General features: G+C 51.2%; 22 protein-coding genes, 1 other RNA gene and 2 pseudogenes. 11 read left to right on the forward strand and 14 right to left on the reverse strand.

The genetic code is table 11. The features are described from left to right. Positions 1-51: 51 nt before the first annotated feature. The gene (gene grpE, locus ACT3TR_RS16110; RefSeq protein WP_441686523.1) at positions 52-693 is read right to left on the reverse strand and encodes a nucleotide exchange factor GrpE; all 642 of its coding nucleotides are present in this window, start codon (positions 691-693) and stop codon (positions 52-54) included. Between the two features lie 198 nt (positions 694-891). Here grpE and recN point away from each other — a divergent pair, with 198 nt between their 5' ends. Beyond that, a complete protein-coding gene (recN, locus tag ACT3TR_RS16115; protein WP_444625797.1) occupies positions 892-2,565 on the forward strand; it encodes a DNA repair protein RecN in 1,674 nt (557 codons plus the stop codon). A 207-nt stretch (positions 2,566-2,772) separates the two neighbouring features. Here the strand turns inward: recN and fur are convergent, their stop codons facing one another. Next, positions 2,773-3,225, reverse strand: a complete 453-nt coding sequence (fur, locus tag ACT3TR_RS16120) for a ferric iron uptake transcriptional regulator (RefSeq protein ID WP_096276274.1) — start codon at positions 3,223-3,225, stop codon at positions 2,773-2,775. Positions 3,226-3,297: 72 nt separating this feature from the next. Here fur and ACT3TR_RS16125 point away from each other — a divergent pair, with 72 nt between their 5' ends. Beyond that, positions 3,298-3,756 (forward strand): outer membrane protein assembly factor BamE, encoded by a 459-nt coding sequence (locus tag ACT3TR_RS16125; RefSeq protein ID WP_441686527.1) that lies wholly within the window; start codon positions 3,298-3,300, stop codon positions 3,754-3,756. Between the two features lie 7 nt (positions 3,757-3,763). Here the strand turns inward: ACT3TR_RS16125 and ACT3TR_RS16130 are convergent, their stop codons facing one another. After that, on the reverse strand, positions 3,764-4,081 hold the full coding sequence (locus ACT3TR_RS16130) for an RnfH family protein (RefSeq protein WP_441686521.1): 318 nt from the start codon (positions 4,079-4,081) through the stop codon (positions 3,764-3,766). Continuing rightward, entirely contained in the window at positions 4,071-4,505 is a 435-nt protein-coding gene (locus ACT3TR_RS16135; protein WP_441686520.1) for a type II toxin-antitoxin system RatA family toxin, read from the reverse strand. Before ACT3TR_RS16135 ends, ACT3TR_RS16130 begins: the two co-directional genes overlap by 11 nt. Positions 4,506-4,630: 125 nt before the next feature. Between ACT3TR_RS16135 and smpB the strand changes: the two genes are divergently transcribed. Both smpB and ssrA read left to right on the forward strand, forming a co-directional pair. After that, on the forward strand, positions 4,631-5,122 hold the full coding sequence (smpB, locus tag ACT3TR_RS16140) for an SsrA-binding protein SmpB (RefSeq protein ID WP_235041110.1): 492 nt from the start codon (positions 4,631-4,633) through the stop codon (positions 5,120-5,122). Positions 5,123-5,167: 45 nt separating this feature from the next. Further along, positions 5,168-5,546: a transfer-messenger RNA gene (ssrA, locus tag ACT3TR_RS16145) on the forward strand. A 365-nt stretch (positions 5,547-5,911) separates the two neighbouring features. Here ssrA and ACT3TR_RS16150 read toward each other — a convergent pair. Then, positions 5,912-6,568: a hypothetical protein gene (locus ACT3TR_RS16150; protein ID WP_444625796.1), complete on the reverse strand. Its 657-nt coding sequence runs from the start codon at positions 6,566-6,568 to the stop codon at positions 5,912-5,914. 196 nt (positions 6,569-6,764) lie between these two features. Between ACT3TR_RS16150 and ACT3TR_RS16155 the strand changes: the two genes are divergently transcribed. From ACT3TR_RS16155 to ACT3TR_RS16170, 4 genes and pseudogenes are all read left to right on the forward strand, one after another. Further along, positions 6,765-6,995, forward strand: a complete 231-nt coding sequence (locus tag ACT3TR_RS16155) for a DUF1654 domain-containing protein (RefSeq protein ID WP_444625795.1) — start codon at positions 6,765-6,767, stop codon at positions 6,993-6,995. Beyond that, the gene (locus ACT3TR_RS16160) at positions 6,992-7,198 is read left to right on the forward strand and encodes a hypothetical protein (RefSeq protein ID WP_444625794.1); all 207 of its coding nucleotides are present in this window, start codon (positions 6,992-6,994) and stop codon (positions 7,196-7,198) included. Before ACT3TR_RS16155 ends, ACT3TR_RS16160 begins: the two co-directional genes overlap by 4 nt. A 47-nt stretch (positions 7,199-7,245) precedes the next feature. Further along, positions 7,246-7,413, forward strand: a pseudogene (locus ACT3TR_RS16165) (transposase); the annotation flags it as partial. Between the two features lie 93 nt (positions 7,414-7,506). Then, positions 7,507-7,740 (forward strand): annotated as a pseudogene (locus ACT3TR_RS16170) (tyrosine-type recombinase/integrase); the annotation flags it as partial. 3 nt (positions 7,741-7,743) lie between these two features. Here ACT3TR_RS16170 and ACT3TR_RS16175 read toward each other — a convergent pair. From ACT3TR_RS16175 to ACT3TR_RS16190, 4 genes are all read right to left on the reverse strand, one after another. Further along, entirely contained in the window at positions 7,744-8,370 is a 627-nt protein-coding gene (locus ACT3TR_RS16175) for a hypothetical protein (protein WP_444625793.1), read from the reverse strand. A gap of 347 nt (positions 8,371-8,717) precedes the next feature. Continuing rightward, a complete protein-coding gene (locus tag ACT3TR_RS16180) occupies positions 8,718-9,458 on the reverse strand; it encodes a TIGR04255 family protein (protein ID WP_444625792.1) in 741 nt (246 codons plus the stop codon). Positions 9,459-9,740: 282 nt separating this feature from the next. Beyond that, complete coding sequence (locus tag ACT3TR_RS16185) at positions 9,741-10,139, reverse strand: lysozyme inhibitor LprI family protein (RefSeq protein WP_444625791.1); 399 nt, start codon at positions 10,137-10,139, stop codon at positions 9,741-9,743. A 214-nt stretch (positions 10,140-10,353) separates the two neighbouring features. Further along, positions 10,354-10,560, reverse strand: coding sequence for a cold-shock protein (locus tag ACT3TR_RS16190; RefSeq protein ID WP_007111857.1), 207 nt, complete (start codon positions 10,558-10,560; stop codon positions 10,354-10,356). Between the two features lie 351 nt (positions 10,561-10,911). On the opposite strand from ACT3TR_RS16190, the gene ACT3TR_RS16195 reads away from it, so the two are divergent. Next, complete coding sequence (locus ACT3TR_RS16195) at positions 10,912-11,868, forward strand: calcium/sodium antiporter (protein WP_441686514.1); 957 nt, start codon at positions 10,912-10,914, stop codon at positions 11,866-11,868. 89 nt (positions 11,869-11,957) lie between these two features. After that, on the forward strand, positions 11,958-12,536 hold the full coding sequence (locus ACT3TR_RS16200; protein WP_444625790.1) for a hypothetical protein: 579 nt from the start codon (positions 11,958-11,960) through the stop codon (positions 12,534-12,536). Here the strand turns inward: ACT3TR_RS16200 and ACT3TR_RS16205 are convergent. Further along, a complete protein-coding gene (locus tag ACT3TR_RS16205; protein ID WP_444625789.1) occupies positions 12,498-14,300 on the reverse strand; it encodes a TRAP transporter permease in 1,803 nt (600 codons plus the stop codon). The genes ACT3TR_RS16200 and ACT3TR_RS16205 overlap by 39 nt on opposite strands. Before the next feature lie 110 nt (positions 14,301-14,410). Then, positions 14,411-15,388, reverse strand: a complete 978-nt coding sequence (locus ACT3TR_RS16210) for a TAXI family TRAP transporter solute-binding subunit (RefSeq protein ID WP_444625788.1) — start codon at positions 15,386-15,388, stop codon at positions 14,411-14,413. 467 nt (positions 15,389-15,855) lie between these two features. Between ACT3TR_RS16210 and nhaD the strand changes: the two genes are divergently transcribed. Continuing rightward, positions 15,856-17,334, forward strand: a complete 1,479-nt coding sequence (gene nhaD / locus ACT3TR_RS16215; RefSeq protein ID WP_444625787.1) for a sodium:proton antiporter NhaD — start codon at positions 15,856-15,858, stop codon at positions 17,332-17,334. Between the two features lie 43 nt (positions 17,335-17,377). Here nhaD and ACT3TR_RS16220 read toward each other — a convergent pair whose 3' ends face one another. From ACT3TR_RS16220 to ACT3TR_RS16230, 3 genes are all read right to left on the reverse strand, one after another. After that, complete coding sequence (locus ACT3TR_RS16220) at positions 17,378-18,049, reverse strand: glutathione S-transferase family protein (protein WP_441686843.1); 672 nt, start codon at positions 18,047-18,049, stop codon at positions 17,378-17,380. Between the two features lie 176 nt (positions 18,050-18,225). Further along, positions 18,226-18,804: an antibiotic biosynthesis monooxygenase gene (locus ACT3TR_RS16225; RefSeq protein ID WP_441686844.1), complete on the reverse strand. Its 579-nt coding sequence runs from the start codon at positions 18,802-18,804 to the stop codon at positions 18,226-18,228. Positions 18,805-19,040: 236 nt separating this feature from the next. After that, entirely contained in the window at positions 19,041-19,553 is a 513-nt protein-coding gene (locus ACT3TR_RS16230; RefSeq protein ID WP_441686845.1) for a C40 family peptidase, read from the reverse strand. Positions 19,554-19,581: the final 28 nt, after the last annotated feature.

Here is a 19,581-nt window from a genome sequence, read left to right on the forward strand (position 1 = left end):
GGCCGCCGCTAGCTTTTCAAGGGTTTTTTCACACCTTGTGTCACCAATTGCTTAATTGGCTTTCTGGCTCACGATGACCATCGCCGGGCGCACAAGGCGTCCGTTAAGCAAATAACCTTTCTGCATGACATCCATCACGGTATTAGGATCAAGCTCCGGATTGGGTACCATGGCCATCGCCTCATGCACTTGAGGGTCGAAAGGCTCGCCATGGGGCTCGATACTCTCAACGCCAAATTTGTTGAGCGCATCCAGCTGCATTCTTAACGTCATGGAAACACCTTCACGGTGCACATCGGAAGCATCTTCTTCCATGTTTTCCAGCGCTTTCTCAAGGCTATCCACCACCGGCAGCAGCTCTTTGACAAACTTTTCGAGCGCGAACTTGCGGGCTTTGTCGGCTTCTTGCTCGGCACGGCGGCGCACATTTTGTGCTTCGGCAGCGGCGCGCAGCGCTTGGTCTTTCGCTTCGGCTAAGCTTTGCTCTAGTTCATCAACCTTGGCGGCTAGCATTTCAGCTTCTGGGTTATCAAGACCGCCGTCTAACGGCTCGTCGTCGTTAATTAGCCCTTCCAGCTCGCCTTCCAGCAAACGCTCTTCGGCGGCTTTTTCAGCCGCCTGTTCAGCGCCGTCTGCTTCATGCTCGTGGCGGTTCAGTTCGTCATCCAACGGAGTTTGCGGTTCTTTCGCCATGTTGTGCTCCTAGAAAGTAAGGCGCTTCTACACCGAGTTGCGCGCAAAGAGACAAGTTCATAATTAGCTATGCACGCTATATGGGGGCCATAAACGCCATCTCAAGAGGTGCATTGAAGTGAGTTATTAACTACTGTATAAATCAACAACTATTGGATAAGTATCCAGCTTCTGCGCCGTACCGCCTCAGGAGGCGTCATGCTCACTCAGCTAGCTATTCAAGATTTCGCCATTGTCGATCACTTAGAGCTCGACTTAACCGGTGGCATGACCGCCATTACCGGGGAAACCGGGGCGGGTAAATCGATTCTCTTAGGCGCCCTCGGGCTGTGTCTGGGCGAACGTGCCGATGCCGGCTGCGTGCGCCACGGACGCGAACGCACCGACCTCTCTGCACGCTTCGACATTCAGCACCTGCCCGCCGCCATTGAGTGGCTAACCGCACGCGACCTGCCTTCTGAAGAATGCTTGCTGCGTCGCGTCGTGACCGCCAGCGGCCGCTCCAAAGCATGGATCAATGGTCATCCCGCCACTATCTCGGATCTAAAATCGCTCGGCGAACAGCTTATTCAGATCCACGGACAGCACGCTCACCATGCGCTAATGCGCGAAGAGACGCACCTTGCCTTACTGGATGATTATGCCGGTCTCAATAGCGCAACCTCTCAATTAGCGGAGACGTTTCGTGAGTGGCGCAACGCGCGCCGCCAGCTTAAAAAAATCAGCGAAGAAGGCAGTGAAGTAGAGGCCAAACGCCAGCTACTGCGCTACCAAGTTGAAGAACTTGACCAGTTGGCGTTAGCGGAAGGTGAGCTGGCAACATTAGAAGAAGAGCAGCACACGCTCGCCCATGCCGAAGAGACCCTGCGTGAAACGCAATTTGCCGCCGACTGCTGCGCCGGTGATGAAAGCGGCGCGCTGTCGTTATTAAATCAAGCCTTCGCGCACTTAAGCGCGCTGCCAGGCAGCGACAAAGGCACCTTGGCCAATACGCTCGCCATGCTCAGCGATGCGCGCATTCAGGTAGAAGAAGCGTCTAGCGAGCTAAACCGCCTCGCCAGCACCACCGAGCTAGACCCTGAACGGCTCGCCTGGGTTGAGGAAAGAATGACCGATGTCCATCGGATTGCCCGTAAACATCATGTTGCCCCTGAAGAGCTCTGCGCCCTGCATACCGATTTACAGCAAGAAGTTGCGCAGCTCAATGGAGGGGGCAATGATCTTGAAGCCTTAAGCGCTCAAGTCGTCGAATATCGTGAGCGCTATCGTCAAGAAGCCAAAAAAATTAGTGATAGCCGTCACAAAGCCGCGCTTCGCCTGAGCAAAGAGGTCCAGCAGCAGTTGGGCTACTTAGCCATGGGCAAAGCACGCTTTGAAGTAGGCGTCATTGCGAAAGATGCGCCTAGCCCAGAAGGACTGGACCGCGTGCAGTTTTTGATCAGCGCCAACCCTGGGCAGCCCGCGAGACCGCTCACCAAGGTGGCCTCCGGTGGCGAGCTATCGCGGATCAGTTTGGCGATTCAAGTGGTTGCCGCGACGCACTCAACCGTCCCCAGCCTAGTGTTTGATGAGGTAGACGTAGGCATATCGGGCGCCACGGCAGAAATTGTTGGCCAACTGCTGCGCAAGCTAGGCCAAAACGGCCAGGTAATGACCGTTACGCACCTGCCCCAGGTGGCGGCACAGGCGCATCAACACTTACATATCGAAAAGCAGGCAAAACGCGACACCACTCTCACTCAAATGGCACTGCTCGATGAACGCGGCCGTATCAGCGAGCTAGCGCGCATGCTTGGCGGTGTCACGCTCTCTGATCAAACGCTCGCACACGCCCGTGAGATGCTTCACGCCAGCCAACGTCCGACGCACTAATTGCTTTAAACGCACGCATTTTTCAACATTAGCGCGGCGCTTCACACAAACAATCTATACAAACAATCTACGCAAACAATCTACACAAACAATCTACACAAACAAGAAAGCGCCCTGCCTACTTGGCGAATTCCATGCTTAGGGAATTCGACCAAATAGGCAGGGCGCTTATGCTTTCTCTTCACAAACAGATCCGACCTACGAATATTACTTCCTATTCGTCGGGCCACTGTCCTGGCGCGTTACGTCAGACCCGCGCGGGCGAACATAAAGCACCAGCGCATGGTCTACTAACTCGTAGCCATGCTCTTCGGCAATCTCTTGCTGACGGCGCTCAATGATTTCATCTACAAACTCAATGATTTCGCCGCTTTCAAGGCACACCATATGATCATGGTGATCCTCTTGAGTCATCTCAAATACCGCGTGGCCTCCGTCAAAATTATGACGAATAACCAGACCCGCTGACTCAAATTGAGTCAATACGCGGTACACGGTTGCCAAGCCAACATCTTCGCCCGCGTCAATCAGTGTTTTGTACACTTCTTCAGCGCTGAGATGGTGTTGGCCCGAAACATTTTCGAGAATTTGAAGTATCTTGACGCGCGGCAGGGTCACTTTCAGACCGGCTTTGCGCAATTCATGGTTCTGATCGGCCATGGTCGCTCTTCGCAGTAACAGGTTAGGTCGGGTATGATCAACCGAAACCACGATAGTGAAGAACAGGCCCAAATGCAAAAATTGACTCGAATCATCACACTTTCCGTCGCCCTTACCGTTGTTAGTGGCTGCAGCTACGTCGGCGTGTACAAACGCGACATCCCCCAAGGTAATCTGGTAACCCAAGAGATGGTGAGCCAGCTTCAGCCGGGCATGACCCAAGAACAGGTGGTTTATGTGATGGGCAGACCTTTGCTGGAAGCGCCCTTCGACGCTAGCCAGTGGGACTATGTATTCCGCGTAGACAAAGCCTATGGCGGTGTCGAGCAGCGCCGCGTCACCCTTGCTTTCGACCCCCAGGGCCGTTTAGCCAATATTGAGCAAGAAGGCGATTTGTCCCAAGAGCTGCCCATAGATGTGGACAGTAACATGGGGCCCGCAACCGAAGGGTCTAACCCAATGCTTATGCAGCCTGATGAAAGCACGCAAAACGTAGCGCCCATAAGCACACAGCCCGCCTCACAGCTTTGATGCGGCGCTAGCGCCCCTGGTCGCTCGCTTGGCGCTTTGCGCGCTCTAGGCGAGCTGCCTTGGGGTCGATGGCCAGCGGCCGATATACCTCGACTCGATCGCCCTCACGCAGGGCCTGGGTGTCGGGGCTACGTAGCGCTTTACCGAAAATACCCAGCGGCGCTTGTGCGAACGTGCCGCTGGGCAATTCCGGAAACAGCACGGGCAAATCGGCACGCTCAACGGCTTGGCGCGCTGTGGTGCCTTCAGGCACGCGTAGAGCCACCAGGCGCTGTTTGTGCGGCAAGGCATAGGCAACTTCAACCGCAAGCGTTTCAGCGGCCATATAGCTCGTTAGCGCGCTTGGTGAAGGCATCAACGAGCTGCCCCGCTATTTGTTGAAAGATCTTTCCAAAGGCCATGCCTAAAAACCGGTTGGTAAATTCGAATTCCATTTCCAGGCTGACTTTACAGGCGCCCTCCCCCATAGGAGTAAACATCCAACGACCTTTGAGCTGCTTAAACGGTCCTTTTACTAGCGACATATCTATCCGCTCAGGCTCGAAAAGATCATTACGGGTAGTAATCGTTTGTTCAACACCGGCGCGACCAAGGGTCATTTCGCCGATGAGATGCACATCATCATGCTCTACCAGACGCGCTTGACGACACCCAGGCAAAAACTCAGGGTAGCGCTCAAAGTCGTTGACCAGGTCGAACATTTTCTGGGGGGTGTGCCGCACTAAGGCGGAACGATTGACGGTTGGCATTGACCTCTCCGCTGACTTCACAGTGCCCAAAGCGTATCATGGGAAACATTTTTCAGACCCTAAATGGTATCACGCCTCCCCCAATAACGAAGGGGATGCCACTGACAGATTAAATATGAGGTTCCATGGCCACTAAGAAAGGTAAAAGCAAAGTATCTGGCAGCGGCGTTATCGCCCAGAACAAGAAGGCGCGGTTTGAATACCATATCGACGAGACCTTTGAGGCCGGATTAGTGCTTGCTGGCTGGGAAGTCAAAAGCCTGCGCGCAGGAAAAGCCCAGCTCACCGACACCTATATCTTGGTTCGTAACGGCGAAGCGTTTCTACTGGGTAGCCATTTCATGCCGCTCAATACCACCAGCACTCACGAAATTGCTGACCCAACGCGTACCCGCAAACTGCTGCTACATCGCAAAGAGATTGCCAAAATCTTTTCGATCACTCAGGACAAAGGACACACCTGCGTGCCCTTAAAACTTTACTGGACACGTAACAAGGTGAAGTGCGAACTGGCGCTCGTGACCGGTAAACAGCTGCACGACAAACGTGCCACGGAAAAAGATCGCGACTGGAATCGTCAAAAAGGGCGAATCATGCGGGAACATACCAAGGCATAACTGGTCAATTGGAAGTGAGCACGTTAGAATACTCACCTGTAATAAGGGGGCGACATGGTTTCGACGCCGGTGACAACCCTTGCGGTGCATGCCGAGAGCGTGATGTATCTCGTAAATCCCACATCACGAAAAAATAGTCGCAAATGACGAAAACTACGCTCAAGGCGCGCTAGCAGCTTAAACTGTTAGCTTCTTGTCTGGCCCCAAGGTGATGTGCCTATTCATCTCTGAGGGGATATGAGCCAAAGCTGATAGGACCGCGGCTGGTGGTGTCTTCTCGCCAACCGTTAAACTTTAGAAGGCTCGCGTTGCTGAATCCTGACCGTCGGAGTCAGTCGCGCTAAACTAAATGACGGAATCTAAGCATGTAGAGCCAATAGGCGCGTGCTGGCGGACGCGGGTTCAATTCCCGCCGCCTCCACCACCTTACTATACAAATCAAGCACCTACGGGTGCTTTTTTTGTATCTATGGGCTCAAAAGGGCCTGTTTAGGCATAGCTATGTCAACATTTGAGTCAACATTTTCATTCCTAACCTCTTGATGTAACTGATGTCGGCTAATGACCTAGTCTGTGGTTATGGCATGTATCTCACTGCTGCACTGCACTCAAGGCATGTTTATCAACCTGATCTCACCGCATGACATGTACTCTGCATTGTACGTACCTGCTGATATATACGAATACTTACAGTATTGCTGTCACTTACGGGCACCTATTCAAAGCATAGAGTCAGATGGATCTTCGTTTCAAAAGAACAAACGGAGCTGATCTATAAATCTTTATTTATTACAGCTCTCGGAAGAGAAATACTTTCTCCAATCCTACCCGGTGGTGTTCCCTGCATTTACTTTTAACCGCTTCATCCCCAACAATTTTCACCATGCGCTGACAAACTGCAGAATACCTATCAACCCAATAACAATGTTCCAAATCTCTAAGCCAGTTTATGTCTTTTTTATTACTCGGAAATTTCTCAATCAAAATAAAGTACGCACTGATTGAGCCAGCCAAAATTGCCATATTACTTATTTGAGACAATATAACTGAATCAACAGGCTCTGATCTAGGCAAAACCCCATTAGAAACATCATACACAATATTTAAAAATGGAGCCCCATAATAATCCTCACCAAAAACATTACTTTTAATCGGTCTATCTAATGCAGCTTGAGTAGTTATATCTAGCCTTTCAAGAGAATCTCTAATAAGGTCTATTTTTTTCTGATACGAGCTAAGCATTATGCTTTTATAAACCAAATAACCTGCAAATAAAGCAGCAAAAGGAGATACGACTCCTGCAAAATATGTAGCAAATTCAGAAAGATTTACACCACTCACTCCTGGCGACAAGATCAAGGGTTCATTTATATTAAAAAAATAAAACACCATGACCAAAACACAATAAGCAAAAAATACAAAAAAAGATAAATTAACGCCTTTCATAACGCCGCCCTATTTATTTATTCAAAATAATAGCTAGCCTATGATACTACTAAAAAATCAGCTGAAACTATAATTAAAAAAACAATTCATTACTTAGTAACACTTTCAATTCAAAGCGCGCTAGACGTACCTAACTAATCCTGGCTATACTTTCACAACATGCTGCATATATCATCAGTTATTTAAGAAGTCGCTTATGTCAAAATCATACGAGCAATTAGTCCAACGCGTGCAGCGTAAGATCAATAGCCCTCGAGCTCAGTCAGAGCATAAAGCGAAGCTTCAACGCCAGCCGGAAGAGGAAGCGGATGATAGGGAGCGCATGCTTGCTGACCTCGACACAATCGAGAACGTCACGCTGACCCCAATTAATGACGATCCAAATAATGTGCTTATCGCGTGGAATCCAGAGGAGTCGATGTCATGAGCTTACTCCTCTCCATCCTCGGCCGTGTCGACACTACGGCACCACCGTTAAAGCTTCCCCTATTTGCAGGAGAGGTACGCACCGGCTTTCCCAGCTCTGCTGATGACTACCTTGAAGCTGAGCTTGATCTTGTCGACCACCTCGTTCAGCACCCAAGCGCTACTTATTATTTGCGCGCGAAGGGCGACGCCCCCCCTGATTGAGTTGCGCTACACTTTAGAGTCCGATCCTATGCGTAAGGAGACTGGACATGAAGAAGCGTTTCAGCGAAGAACAGATCATTGGTTTCCTGGGCGAAGCCGAAGCGGGACTGCCCATCAAGGAGCTATGCCGTCGGCACGGTTTCTCAGAAGCCAGCTATTATCTTTGGCGCAGCAAGTTCGGCGGAATAAGCGTACCGGACGCCAAGCGACTCAAAGCACAGAAAGCCATGAGTTACCTTCACATAAGTGGCCGGATATTCCTTAACCCACGCAACGGGGAGCCGTGGACAGGCGATCAGGCAATTCGTAAGACCATGTGGGCCTATGCCCTCAAACGCGCCAGCGTCCGGTACCGCCGACCCTACCAAACTCGCCATACTTACGCATCAATGATGGTCAGCGCCGGCGAGCCGCTGGCGTGGGTCTCTAAACAAATGGGGCATACTAGCGTTGTGACTACGGCGAGGATTTATTCGAGCTGGATACCGACTACAAAGAGTGAAGCAGGCATGCTGGCTACACAGAAGTTCGCAATGACCTGAGAACTAGCTATCGAGCGTTCCGGCCATTTCGCTAGAGCGATCAACATCTTCATGAAACCTACAGAAGTGAACAGATAGCTTTAGTAAAAAGAGATAAAAACCAACCATACTCAAAGTAAATGCTTTCTCACCTTCAATAGGATTTAACTGCGACGCAGGCACAGAGTGAACGTCGTCAAGCAATATAATTGCCTCGTTATTCAACCCCGCAGTAGGAGGAAAATAAACAATATTTGAAACTTTTTGGTTTCTTATTGCACGCGCCTTATCATCAATACTATTTGGGGCAACACCGTCTTGGCGTAGACCTTCTAAATAACCAGGCAGACTTATCAAAGGTGCAAATACTACACGAGGCACAGTAACCCGGGAGTTACCAGAAAACATATCGCAAGTATTAGTTAAAACCACACCTTTTACTCTTTTTATTTCCCCTGTCTCAAAATTAATGAGAGGAAGTCCTGCCCAGCAATCACCCTGCATAGCTTCATTATGGTAACGATCAATATAATACTGAATCCCCCTACCTTGACTGAAGTCATTCAGAGCATCTGCTAATGCCCCTTTTTGATCCTCAGCAAGATAATAGGGTATTTGCCTTTCTATTGTCTCCAGACTTATATCATTCACTCAATTAGACCTCATACAAATCCCATAGGCGTGAGGAAAGTGAAGTAGTAAACTCCTCACCTAGAGACTCTTGCTCGGCTACAAGATCTTGGTACACAGCAGAAACAGCAGTTTCAAGGCGCGCTGTTCCCGTAGAGGTATAAGCTTGAGAATGGGCGCTATAACTAGCCCCCCGAGTAAAATCTAAGCCAAGCATATTATATCTATAATTTAAATTCCCATCGCTCTGAACTGCTGAGCATTCTGTGGGAACCTGATTCGCAGAGAAAGCACTACTCAGAAATGCAGCAATCCCAACTCCCATTAAAAGGCTATTGGCACACAGTCGACTCGTAGGCGACATGACATCATTCATAGCTAGGCTCCAATATATCTAAAGCGTAATCAGTCAGGCAGTTGAAAAACATTTCTTTGTTTTCAAGATGTAGCATATCCAACTTGCTCAAAAGATCATCATGCCATTTCTCTGCATTAATTGTGGCCGCATCAATTTGGGAATCAACATCAACTATCACACCACGCTTAACACCTGCGTTACGTACATTTACGCTTGCATCAGTCACTAAAGTTACCAGATGACGAGCGTTATTACCCTCAAGGCCAATTTGAAGGTTAAAATTTTGATTATCTAATTTCTTCCCAGCCACCGTCATATCAACATTTAGACATTTTACTTGATGTCCAGTGTCGCTAGATTCTAGCAAATCAATATATTTCAATGAAAATCTTTCAATGTGTTTTACAATGCCGGATTCCGCCAAAACACCTAAAGACCAAACTATTGTTTTTTTGAAATCTCCCCAACCTTTGTAAGGTAAGCGGGAGGAAACATTTAAAACTTTATCTCCCACACCTATCGTATAGTTACCATAATTCATATACGTTAATATGGCATATTTAAGACTGGAGTCACTATCTCTAAATTGTTTAGGCATATCAGCGATTTGAGTGCGCTCAAACTTCCACTCGCCGCCATCCTTCATATAAAGGATACCAGGTAAAATGTCTGATACTGACACATCGCTAGTGAACCTCAATTCAAAGATTGCGTCTAGAATTGGTTCCTTGCCTAGCTTCTTCGGTAGCATGTGTATCATTTTCCCATTGTAATTTGAACGCCCATGCACGCAGTGGCGAATGAATAATAGCATAGAACGTGCGGGACAAATTCATACAAGCCAGTTCTCTTTCTTACGCGTTTACTAGTGTAAAAGTCAATAATTTGTCAGCAAATCACGTAACCATATGTTTTCATTAAACATGCTACGGGTTCAATTCCCGCCGCCTCCACCAGACACTCCTTCGACAAAAGCACCCTCGGGTGCTTTTGTCGCTTCTGAGAATCACCATCCGCCACGCCGAAGCATTACTTAGTGCGAGCAGCTTAGATCCCCTTCCTCGCAACTAGCGTAGTCTTGCAGCCTTTCTGTACGTGCTGCAGTCACCTTTTCAAGGCATCCATTGCGTACCATAGGCTGGGCACTACCGCCCTCAACGGCGCTGCTTTCAAATGTACACTCAGCGTCGCGGAACCCAACCCATGCCCGCTGCGCCGACCTCAGCTTTTCTAACGCAGGCGCATTACCTTTCAGTTGGCTAACAAGCTCTTGGTAGGACTCATTCAGCTCCGTATCGGCTGCTTCATAGGCTTGAGCCGAGCACTCGGTCATTTCCAGCTGAGTGGTAGGGCTCTCGCACCCTTCACTGGCCATAGTGAAACCGCTTGCGATCAATAAGCCCATACCAAGAAAGAGTGGCGATAGACGCATAGTGATACCCCTTATGTCTGATAAAAATAAAATGCCAGCTAAGCCAAGGCATCGACCCCAGCACTTTATCAATTCTAATCTTAGAGGAGTGGCATTGCTAAGTGGGGAGAAAATTATTTTCTGACAGCACAAACGCATCGGGCCCCACCGAAGTGGGGCCCGATTATCGAATCTAAACGATTCGAACACTTACATAATCACTAGCTAGCTAGGATTAAGAAAGCAGCTTGATGTTTGAAGCTTGAAGGCCTTTCTGACCCTGGGTAACGTCAAAAGAAACGTTAGCGCCTTCTGGAAGGGTTTTGAAGCCATCAGACTGAATTTCAGAAAAATGAGCAAAAACGTCGTCACTGCCGTCAGACGGTGCAATGAAACCAAAACCTTTAGAATCGTTGAACCACTTAACTGTGCCAGTTGCCATGTTATAAATCCTTTTCGCAATTTGCGAATTGTAAAAATCCTGGTATTACCCAGATAAATAGTGAGTAGAACAAGGAATACAATTACAGACTACCGAAAGAATTCGAATGTTTCTGGAACTATGCTGCTTGCTAACTTACTGCGCACACCTTGCCACGGATACCCAACTAGGTCAAAGCCTTTCACCTTTTTCTTTCTGACAACCGCAGTAAAAAAGAGCAAAGACATAAAAATAGCCGTAATCTTGCCAGTGAGCTGGGCACTATTAATCCGATCGCCTAGCGCGCTTAACCGACCCGACAAACCCCGCGTCACTCGCGGTCGGGGAGGTACTCAGGAAGAGGTCTTGAACATGCTATACGGACTTAGTTTGTTAGCAGGCATTGTGCTACTCACCCTAGGAGGGGAATCACTTATTCGCGGCGCAGTAGCGGGCGCTAGAAGAGTGGGTGTCTCGCCCTTGCTGACAGGGCTTGTCGTGGTCGGCTTTGGCACCTCGGCGCCCGAGCTGGTCGTTTCTATCCATGCCGCTATGAACCAGCAGCCGGACATTGCTATTGGCAATATAGTGGGCAGCAACATTGGCAATATTTTATTGATCTTGGGAATGTGCGCGGTTATCTGCCCAATGGTCGTACAGCCTTTAGCACTGCGCCGTGATGGGCTGGTCGTCGTTTTGGCCAGCCTGCTGTTTATAGCACTTTCGTTTAGCGGGGCATTAGGACGCGTTGATGCCGGGATTTTTCTTACCGGCCTAGTCTGCTATCTCGTTTGGGCCTACGTAAGCGAAAGCCGCCAGCATGTTCCGGCGACCGAGATGCACACCTCAGAAGCGGAGGAAATGACCAAGCTACCCACCACAGGCTGGATGATGACCTTAGCGCTGATTGCCGGCCTAGGCATGCTAATTGGTGGCTCGCAGTTACTCCTTTATGGCGCCATTGGCCTGGCCCAGGCCATGGGGATTTCCGAGACGGTTATCGGCTTAACCATCGTCGCCGTGGGTACTTCGCTACCTGAAATGGCGGTATCAGTGATTGCAGCGCTAAGGCGTCATGCCGATGTTGCCGTCGGGAACATTCTTGGCAGTAATATTTTCAACCTGCTTGGCATCTTAGGTATCTCAGCGTTCTTACAGCCGCTTCCGCTGGCACCGCGAGTGGCGATGTTTGATCAGTGGGTCATGTTGGGCGCGGCAGGCCTGCTGGTACTGTTTTTATATACTGGCATGCGCCTATCACGCTGGGAAGGTGCTGCGCTGCTGGCAGGCTATGCCGCTTACTTAGCGCTAAGCTTTACTATCTTCTAAGCGCATCTGCTCGCTGATTGCATTGAGCCAAAAGCACCCTGCGCTTTTGGCTTATTCATTTAAGCCACTTTTTACAGGGAAGAATTATCATGCAAATCGCGACGCTAGGGCCGAGTGGTAACAATCACGAACTGATTGCCAAACGCTATCTTAAAATGCGCTGTTCAGACGTGGGAAGCGTGGTGCTTTTCACGCAGTTTGAAGACGCATTCCAAGCGCTTATGAGGGGGCAGGTAAGCCACGTACTGCAATGCACTGCCCATGCCTCGCACAGCGATTGCGTCGGCCGCTATATGCACCGAGCCTATCCCGTGGACACCTTTATTGCTGGCAGCAAACCCCTGGCGCTGCTCGCACAGCGCGCTATTGCTCAGCCCGCTCACGTCGCGCTGCAGCCAGCAACGCGCTATTACGCAGATATAAGCCGCTATCCAGCCATCATTGAGGCCCCTACCACCGTGGCGGTAGCCGAAGGTTTGTTAGACGGCCGCTTTGAAGCGGGCATCTGTGCTGAAGAAGTACTAGCGCTGGCGCCTGAGCAACTGCGTATGGTGCAGTCGCTTGGCCCTGCGCTAGATACCTGGGTGATGTTTGCTAATAGTCCCCTGCCCGCCTCTTCACCGCTGCGGCTAAATCACAAAGATGATGATGATGCCCGCTGCGACTAACGCCACGCGATGCCATAGGGCTTTGCGTGCAATAACGCCAAATGAAATGGCCGTTAACCCAACCGCCACTTTCAACGCGTAAAGCAGAGCGCCCGAAGGATTAAAAGCTAGCTGGATTATCTCAGGGTTGGCAACCATCGCCAACGGAATGATATACAGCCCAATACCCAGCGCCATCGCCTTAAACGCCACTTTGAGCCAGTTCTCGCCAACCATGCCCGCTGCAATAAACACACCCCCGCACACCGGCGGCGTAATGGTTGAGAGCAGCGCATACCAAAACACGAAAAGATGCGCCAAGAGCGGCTCTAAACCTAAAGAGGTTAATGCGGGCCCGGCAACCGAAACACAAATTACGTAGGCAGCCGTGGTCGGCACCTCCATGCCGAGAATCAAACACGCCAACGCCGTCAAGAGCAGCGCCGGCCACAGGGCGTCGTTGGAAAGCGACAAAATACCCGAGGTAATTTTAACGCCTAACCCCGTCAGCGACAGCACCCCAACCACCAGAGAAGCACACAAAATAATGGCGCCAATCACCGCGATCTGGCGTCCGGCGGTCACCGCCGCTTCCGCTAAGCGATGCGCAAAATCAGGCAGCGAGAAGCGTAGTTTGACATTGAACAACAGCAGCGCAATGCCTGCAAAAATCGCGATACTGGCCGCGTATTGCGGGGTATAGCCACCGTGAAAAATGCGCTCTAACAGCAGTACGAACGGTATCGCGAAAAATAGTGAGGTAATCAGCACCTCCTTCGCATGGGGCCGCTCACTCTCAGCGACTGGCTGTAAATCATGCCGCGTCGCATACGCATTAATGCCTACCCAAACGGTCAGAAAATACAGCACCGCCGGCAGCATAGCGGCAGCCATAATCTGCGTGTAGGGCGTTCCCGTAAGCTCAACCATCACGAACGCGCCCGCGCCCATCAGCGGCGGCATAATCTGCCCACCGGAAGAAGCAACCGCCTCCACCGCACCAGCCAACGAACGCGGATAACGCAAACGCACCATCGAAGGAATGGTGATCGCCCCGGTTGAGGCCACGTTGGCCGAGGCTGAACCAGAGATGGATCCCATCAATGCCGATGAAATCACCGCCACTTTGGCAGCCCCGCCCGTCAGGCGGCCCGCCACAGCGCTGGCTAAATTCATAAAGCCCTGTCCAGCTTCCCCGGCATTGAGCACTGCGCCAAAAATCACAAAAATAGCGACAACGCTCACGCTCACGCCGGTCAATGATCCCCACAGGCCGCCTTCGGCAATGGTCAGCGTACCGACCATGCTCTGCAGCGGCAGACCTGGGTGCCCAAAGGCACCGGGCACATACTGGCCAAAGGCACCGTACATCAGTGCCAATAAGGCTACTAGCGGCAGCGGCCAGCCAATCGCTCGGCGGGCAGCCTCAAGCGCCAGCGCAATTAAAAACACGCCAATCGCCATCTGTAGATGCGTATCGATAAAGCCATACTGATTGGCCAACGCCGCTTCGTTAAAGGCGATATAGCTGCACGCCGCAATGCCCAGCAGCGTTAAAAGCCAACCGCTTATGCGCTGAGCCGGCGTTTTCGCCATAAAGATCAATACCCACGGCAACAGCAGCGCCATGTGCAGCGGCCGACTCACCAGCGCAGGCGTTAAGCCGTAAAAAATCAGCCCAAGGTGGAATACAACACTGACTGCCCCAAGCGCTATCCAGCCAGGCGCTATCGCGTTGTCCGCTGCGGAGGGCGTCGCTGCTTGCGACGAAAAGGAAAAACGCATGCCAAGTTGCCTATTGATACAGCACTGCCACGGCACAAGCGCCGTGGCAGTGGGAAGAGGAACGAAAGAAGCTATCGAAAAGGGCTATCGCACAGGACTATCGAACAGCGTTAGCGCAGGGCATCCGGTATATCGATACCCGCTTCATCGTAGTAACGCAGTGCACCGGGGTGAAGCGTACCCAACATATTTTCAAGCATTTCCGGCGCAATACTGCCCCACCAGGCGGCCTCTTCGGCCATGGCATCGCGACGCTCCCAGAACGTCTTCGTCAGCAGGTAAGCGGTGTCGTCATCCATCTGCGTAGTGGTGTAGGCAATGACCGGCAGTGACGTCGTTTCAACATCTTTCTCCACACCTGGGTAAGTGCCGCCAGGAATGGTTTGACGCGGCGCACCCGTCTGTTCGATTTGCTCATCGGTCAGGCTTACCATAGAGACAGGCATGCTGGCAGCCGTCTCAATCACGTTAGGTGACGGGAACGAGCTGGCGGTCACAAAACCGTCAATCTGGCCATTTTTAAGCGCATCAGGGCCACTACCAATAGCAGCATCGGCAATTTGAACGTCGTCTGCCAGGCCGAACAGCTCTAGATAGCGAGCCGCTTCACGGGCACCAAACGTGCCTTTACCAATCAACAGGTGCTTACCTTCCAAGGCGGAAATATCGGTCACGCCTTCATCGCCCGCAAGCACGAAGTGCATGGTAATAGAAGGGATTGGGAATAAGCCGCGTATCTCTTGAAAGCGAGGGCTCTGCCGCTCAGCAAAGGGGCCTTCGCCCGCCATCGCCTGTTCGACTAGCGCGGGAGGTGTCGTGAAAACGTAGTTACCCTGACGGGCCATGACTTCCATTACATTTTGTACGGAGCCTTGGCTTTCTTCCAGCGTAAGAATAATGTCGTCGCCCGTGCCCTGGCGAATCGCCTCAGAAAGCTCTACGCCCATCTGGTAATAGGCGGTTCCTGCAGAAGCCGATTTATAGGTCACACGCGTTTCGGCATGGGCGGAAAACGCGGCACTGGCTAGGGCTAACGTCGCTACTGACATGCCAAGCGTGCGGTTTAGGGAGCGAAATGGGTTGCGCATTCTTTTATTCCTCAACGTGTCCAGTAGCCGCTTTCTAGCCGGCCTCATTTTTATCTTACCAAGCCGTGAGCGTGGCGCGCCTCAAAATAGCACGACTGTGCTTAATCGGGCACTCCCCTGTTGAATGTACTCTAACGCCACCGGCCATCAAACCACTTCATCCATTTCTGCACGCTGCATTTTAAAAACGACACTAGCGACGTTAACAAAAGCATCTAAAAATAAAATTTAATCAGCTTCACTATTAACACTTAGTATCATATTGATAAGATAATGAATTAACTTCCAGAATCATTATTTCTAAAGTTGCCATTACCTAAAAGATTAATTTACTAAAAAAAGATCTGATTCTTTTAATAACGACGATCTTCATTCGTTTTTATAACGTATTGCGCCGCAACACAGGCTGATAACATGGAATCCCTTTTAAACAATTTCTAATAACTTAACCATGGGACAGACCTCACATGTCTACGTTGAGCAAACACTCTTGCCAGCCACGATTACATCGTCGCTGGCTTTTTTTATTAGCAGCCTTACTGTTATTCATCAGTCCTAGCGTTTTTGCCGTCACCGGCGAATTAAATTTAACCACCTCACTCGTGGGCTTTTTTGCCGTCGCTATTTTTGTCTTGGCCTATGCGTTAGTCATGGCAGAAGAAAAGATTCATATGCGCAAGTCAAAACCCGTACTAGTAGCCGCCGGCATTATTTGGGGGCTTATCGGCTGGGTGTATGTCCAAAATGGCATGTCTGAGGCATCAGAATACGCGTTTAGAATGACGTTGTTAGAGTTCACCGAGCTGATGCTATTCTTACTGGTTGCGATGACGTATATCAATGCGATGGAAGAGCGTCACGTGTTCGACGCGCTGCGGTCATGGATGCTGCGCAAAGGCTTCAACTACCGCGCACTTTTTTGGCTAACGGGCGGCCTTGCCTTCGTGCTATCTCCCGTTGCCGATAACCTTACCACCGCTTTACTCATGTGCGCCGTCGTGACGAAAGTTGCCGAAGGAGATCAGCGCTTTATTAACATGGCATGTATCAATATTGTGATTGCCGCCAATGCAGGCGGCGCCTTTAGCCCTTTTGGCGATATAACCACGCTAATGGTGTGGCAGGCAGGCATGGTCGCGTTTCAAGATTTCTTCATTCTCTTTATTCCGGCGTTGGTCAACTTCTTGATCCCCGCCGCCATCATGAGTCTATTTATCAAGGATGAGAAGCCCGCCAGCGTTCATGAAGACGTCTGGATGAAGCGCGGTGCGCGACGCATCGTGGCGCTGTTTTTATTGACCATTATCACCGCGGTACTCTGCCATGTAGTGCTTCACCTGCCGCCCGTACTGGGCATGATGACAGGCCTGGGCTATTTGCAATTCTTTGGCTATTACCTGCGCCGTAGCTTGCCTCGTTCACTAAAGCGCAAACGTGAGATTTACAGCCGGGAAGGCGATAACCGTAAGTTGGCGCAGTTGGGTAGCGTGGTTCCCTTCGATGTTTTTAATCGCGTGGCGCGCGCCGAGTGGGACACGCTCCTATTCTTCTATGGGGTCGTCATGTGCGTGGGCGGGCTAGGCTTTATGGGCTATCTCGGCCTGCTGTCAGAAGCGCTATATACCGGCTGGAATCCTACCGCGGCAAACATTACGCTAGGCGTTGTCTCCGCGGTGATCGACAACATTCCGGTAATGTTTGCCGTGCTGACCATGGATCCCGACATGTCCCACGGCCAATGGCTGCTCATCACCTTAACCGCGGGGGTTGGCGGCAGCCTGCTGTCGATTGGCTCAGCGGCCGGCGTGGCAGTGATGGGGCAGGCACGTGGGTCATATACGTTTATGGGGCATTTACGCTGGTCGCCGGTGATTCTGCTCGGCTATATCGCTAGCATCCTGGTCCACATGTGGATCAATGCTGATAGCTTTGCGCTTTTCAATTAACTCAGGCTAGCGGCCCAAGCGACATTAAGCCCATGACGGCGAATCACTGGCCCGGCATCGTGAGCGGGCCGGCTCGCGCTATCACCCGCTGCCACGCAGCGTCTTGTTCAATACGCGACACAAAGGCGGCAATGGCCGGATATTTCTCCAGCGACTGAACGGCAGCAACTGCCTGCAGCGGGAAGCTCATTTGAATATCGGCACCGCTCGGCCACGGCCCGGCAAAATTACCGTGCGCAGATAAGTGTTCGTTAATAACGCTAAGATGCTGCTTAATTTGAGGCGCTAAGAAGCGCTTACTCACCGTATCGCTAATGCCTTTCGCTAGCGGCTTTATCAGCCACGGCGACTGTTTAGGTATCTGTCCAAACACAAGCTGCATCACCAGCAGCGGCATCAGCGAGCCTTCGGCATAATGCAGCCAGTACCGATAATCTACCCACGCATGCATATCTTCCTGGGCAGGCTGTAGCCGGCCTTGCCCATAGCGTTGCAGCAGATAATCGATGATAGCCCCCGACTCGGCCACGGTCAGATCACCATCCGTAATCACCGGCGACTTGCCCAGCGGATGAATTTTTTTCAGCGATGCTGGCGCCTGCTGCGTTTTCTCATCACGCTGGTAAACAACCAGTTCGTAGTCCAGCTCAAGGGCTTCGAGTAGCCACAGAATGCGATGAGAACGCGATTTTTCCAGATGGTGGACATGAATCATAAAAGCTCCTTGGGACTGAGTTAGCCGCACGCATTGCACCAGCGACAGCGATCCTTTTCTGCCAGTACATTTCTACTAGTACATTGCGCCTATTGCTTGAAACCACGATTATCAAGGTCAGCTTACATAGAACCTATGGGCCAAGACTAGCATCATCTCAGTGCTGCCAAGCATGATTATGATCGAGACGTTTGGCGCCAGCGCGCCAGCATATCTAGCGGTGACCATTTACCCTGCAGCCAGGGCGCTAATAGGCGCATAGAGAGTGGAATAAACACAAAAACCATGACAGGCGTTAGCATTAAGGTGCTCACTACTACCCGCGGCACTAGTGCCCACTCGGCTAATACGCCGCCAAATAACCACTGAAACAGCAGTGAGATAGGGAAAAACGCCAGCCAGACGGCCACCGCCTGTTTCCAGCGCGGAGGAATGCTGCTAACGCTAGTTTGAAACCAAGTATCCAGCCCCGTGGCGCGATGTTCATGGGGCGCCTCATAGAGCCCTGCCCCGCGTTCGAGCCACGCATGGCGTGAAGCGGAATGCTCCCAGGCTGCTAAGGTCTCACTACTGCTAAAGCGAAATATGATCTGATATTCATCATCGTCAACCGGTGGTGCCAATACGCCAGAGCCGAGATAACCAGCAAAATCAGCCGCTAGCTCCCGCCCCTCGTTAAGCCAACGATTAAAATCGAAATAGCGGCCGTGCTCAACGCGCCGAGCCACCATCAATGTGACAGGTGAGGCAGACATGGTATATCTCCTGATGTGCTGACAGCGCAGGCCGGGTAGGCAGGCTGTTTGCTTTCAAGCGGATAAGCCTGAAAGTCCAATGGACACATTATACAAGCAATGTTGATGCCATGTTATGCCAGAAACGCAAAAACCTACTGCGGATGAGAAAGGTATGCCCCACACGAATGGGCTTCGCTTGGAGCGCTCACCTATGAGGCGCTGCAAAGCAATATATCGGTAGAGAGCACGGTTACTTAAGGGGCAGGGCTGGCGGCACCTAAAAAGCGCGCCTGCCAGTAATCGATTTCTAACGGCACGCTCACCACGCGACGACCATTACCGGGCGCATGAATCATTTGGCCGTTGCCACGATAGATACCGACATGGGTCGCTTTGCGGCGCTCACCAAAGAAAAGCAGGTCGCCGGGGCGCGGGGCATCGGCCTTTGGCAAGGCTTGAAACTGTTCATTGGCGGTGCGCGGTACACGAATGCCCGCCGCTCGATAGGTCATTTCCACCAGCCCCGAGCAGTCTAGACCTTCTGGCGTATTGCCTCCGAAGCGGTACGGCGTGCCAATGGCTTGCTGGGCATGGGAAAGAATGAGCGCACGCTCCATAGAAATACCGGCGCGGTCGGGTAGTGCATCTATCGGCGTCAGCTCGCGGCTGGCACAGCCCGCCAACACAAGCATGAATAGGCAGGGCAGCCACCATCCGCTGCGCGATATAACCGCATAAGGTAAAGACGACAGGCGAACCAATGACATGGACAGGCGCTCCGGTAAGCTAACTGCC

The organism is Halomonas sp. AOP12-B1-6, from assembly GCF_052379225.1.
GTDB lineage: Bacteria > Pseudomonadota > Gammaproteobacteria > Pseudomonadales > Halomonadaceae > Vreelandella > Vreelandella casei.

Excerpts from the sequence above, each read along its gene's own strand:
- ACT3TR_RS16155 (WP_444625795.1), top strand. The coding sequence starts at position 6,765 with ATGTCAAAATCATACGAGCAATTAGTCCAACGCGTGCAGCGTAAGATC.
- ACT3TR_RS16190 (WP_007111857.1), bottom strand. The coding sequence starts at position 10,560 with ATGGCAACTGGCACAGTTAAGTGGTTCAACGATTCTAAAGGTTTTGGT.
- ACT3TR_RS16135 (WP_441686520.1), bottom strand. The coding sequence starts at position 4,505 with ATGCCAACCGTCAATCGTTCCGCCTTAGTGCGGCACACCCCCCAGAAA.
- ACT3TR_RS16130 (WP_441686521.1), bottom strand. The coding sequence starts at position 4,081 with ATGGCCGCTGAAACGCTTGCGGTTGAAGTTGCCTATGCCTTGCCGCAC.
- fur (WP_096276274.1), bottom strand. The coding sequence starts at position 3,225 with ATGGCCGATCAGAACCATGAATTGCGCAAAGCCGGTCTGAAAGTGACC.
- nhaD (WP_444625787.1), top strand. The coding sequence starts at position 15,856 with ATGTCTACGTTGAGCAAACACTCTTGCCAGCCACGATTACATCGTCGC.
- ACT3TR_RS16150 (WP_444625796.1), bottom strand. The coding sequence starts at position 6,568 with ATGAAAGGCGTTAATTTATCTTTTTTTGTATTTTTTGCTTATTGTGTT.
- ACT3TR_RS16125 (WP_441686527.1), top strand. The coding sequence starts at position 3,298 with ATGCAAAAATTGACTCGAATCATCACACTTTCCGTCGCCCTTACCGTT.
- ACT3TR_RS16185 (WP_444625791.1), bottom strand. The coding sequence starts at position 10,139 with ATGCGTCTATCGCCACTCTTTCTTGGTATGGGCTTATTGATCGCAAGC.
- ACT3TR_RS16220 (WP_441686843.1), bottom strand. The coding sequence starts at position 18,049 with ATGATTCATGTCCACCATCTGGAAAAATCGCGTTCTCATCGCATTCTG.
- ACT3TR_RS16230 (WP_441686845.1), bottom strand. The coding sequence starts at position 19,553 with ATGTCATTGGTTCGCCTGTCGTCTTTACCTTATGCGGTTATATCGCGC.
- grpE (WP_441686523.1), bottom strand. The coding sequence starts at position 693 with ATGGCGAAAGAACCGCAAACTCCGTTGGATGACGAACTGAACCGCCAC.
- ACT3TR_RS16180 (WP_444625792.1), bottom strand. The coding sequence starts at position 9,458 with ATGCTACCGAAGAAGCTAGGCAAGGAACCAATTCTAGACGCAATCTTT.
- smpB (WP_235041110.1), top strand. The coding sequence starts at position 4,631 with ATGGCCACTAAGAAAGGTAAAAGCAAAGTATCTGGCAGCGGCGTTATC.
- ACT3TR_RS16205 (WP_444625789.1), bottom strand. The coding sequence starts at position 14,300 with ATGCGTTTTTCCTTTTCGTCGCAAGCAGCGACGCCCTCCGCAGCGGAC.
- ACT3TR_RS16195 (WP_441686514.1), top strand. The coding sequence starts at position 10,912 with ATGCTATACGGACTTAGTTTGTTAGCAGGCATTGTGCTACTCACCCTA.
- ACT3TR_RS16200 (WP_444625790.1), top strand. The coding sequence starts at position 11,958 with ATGCAAATCGCGACGCTAGGGCCGAGTGGTAACAATCACGAACTGATT.
- ACT3TR_RS16160 (WP_444625794.1), top strand. The coding sequence starts at position 6,992 with ATGAGCTTACTCCTCTCCATCCTCGGCCGTGTCGACACTACGGCACCA.
- recN (WP_444625797.1), top strand. The coding sequence starts at position 892 with ATGCTCACTCAGCTAGCTATTCAAGATTTCGCCATTGTCGATCACTTA.
- ACT3TR_RS16225 (WP_441686844.1), bottom strand. The coding sequence starts at position 18,804 with ATGTCTGCCTCACCTGTCACATTGATGGTGGCTCGGCGCGTTGAGCAC.
- ACT3TR_RS16210 (WP_444625788.1), bottom strand. The coding sequence starts at position 15,388 with ATGCGCAACCCATTTCGCTCCCTAAACCGCACGCTTGGCATGTCAGTA.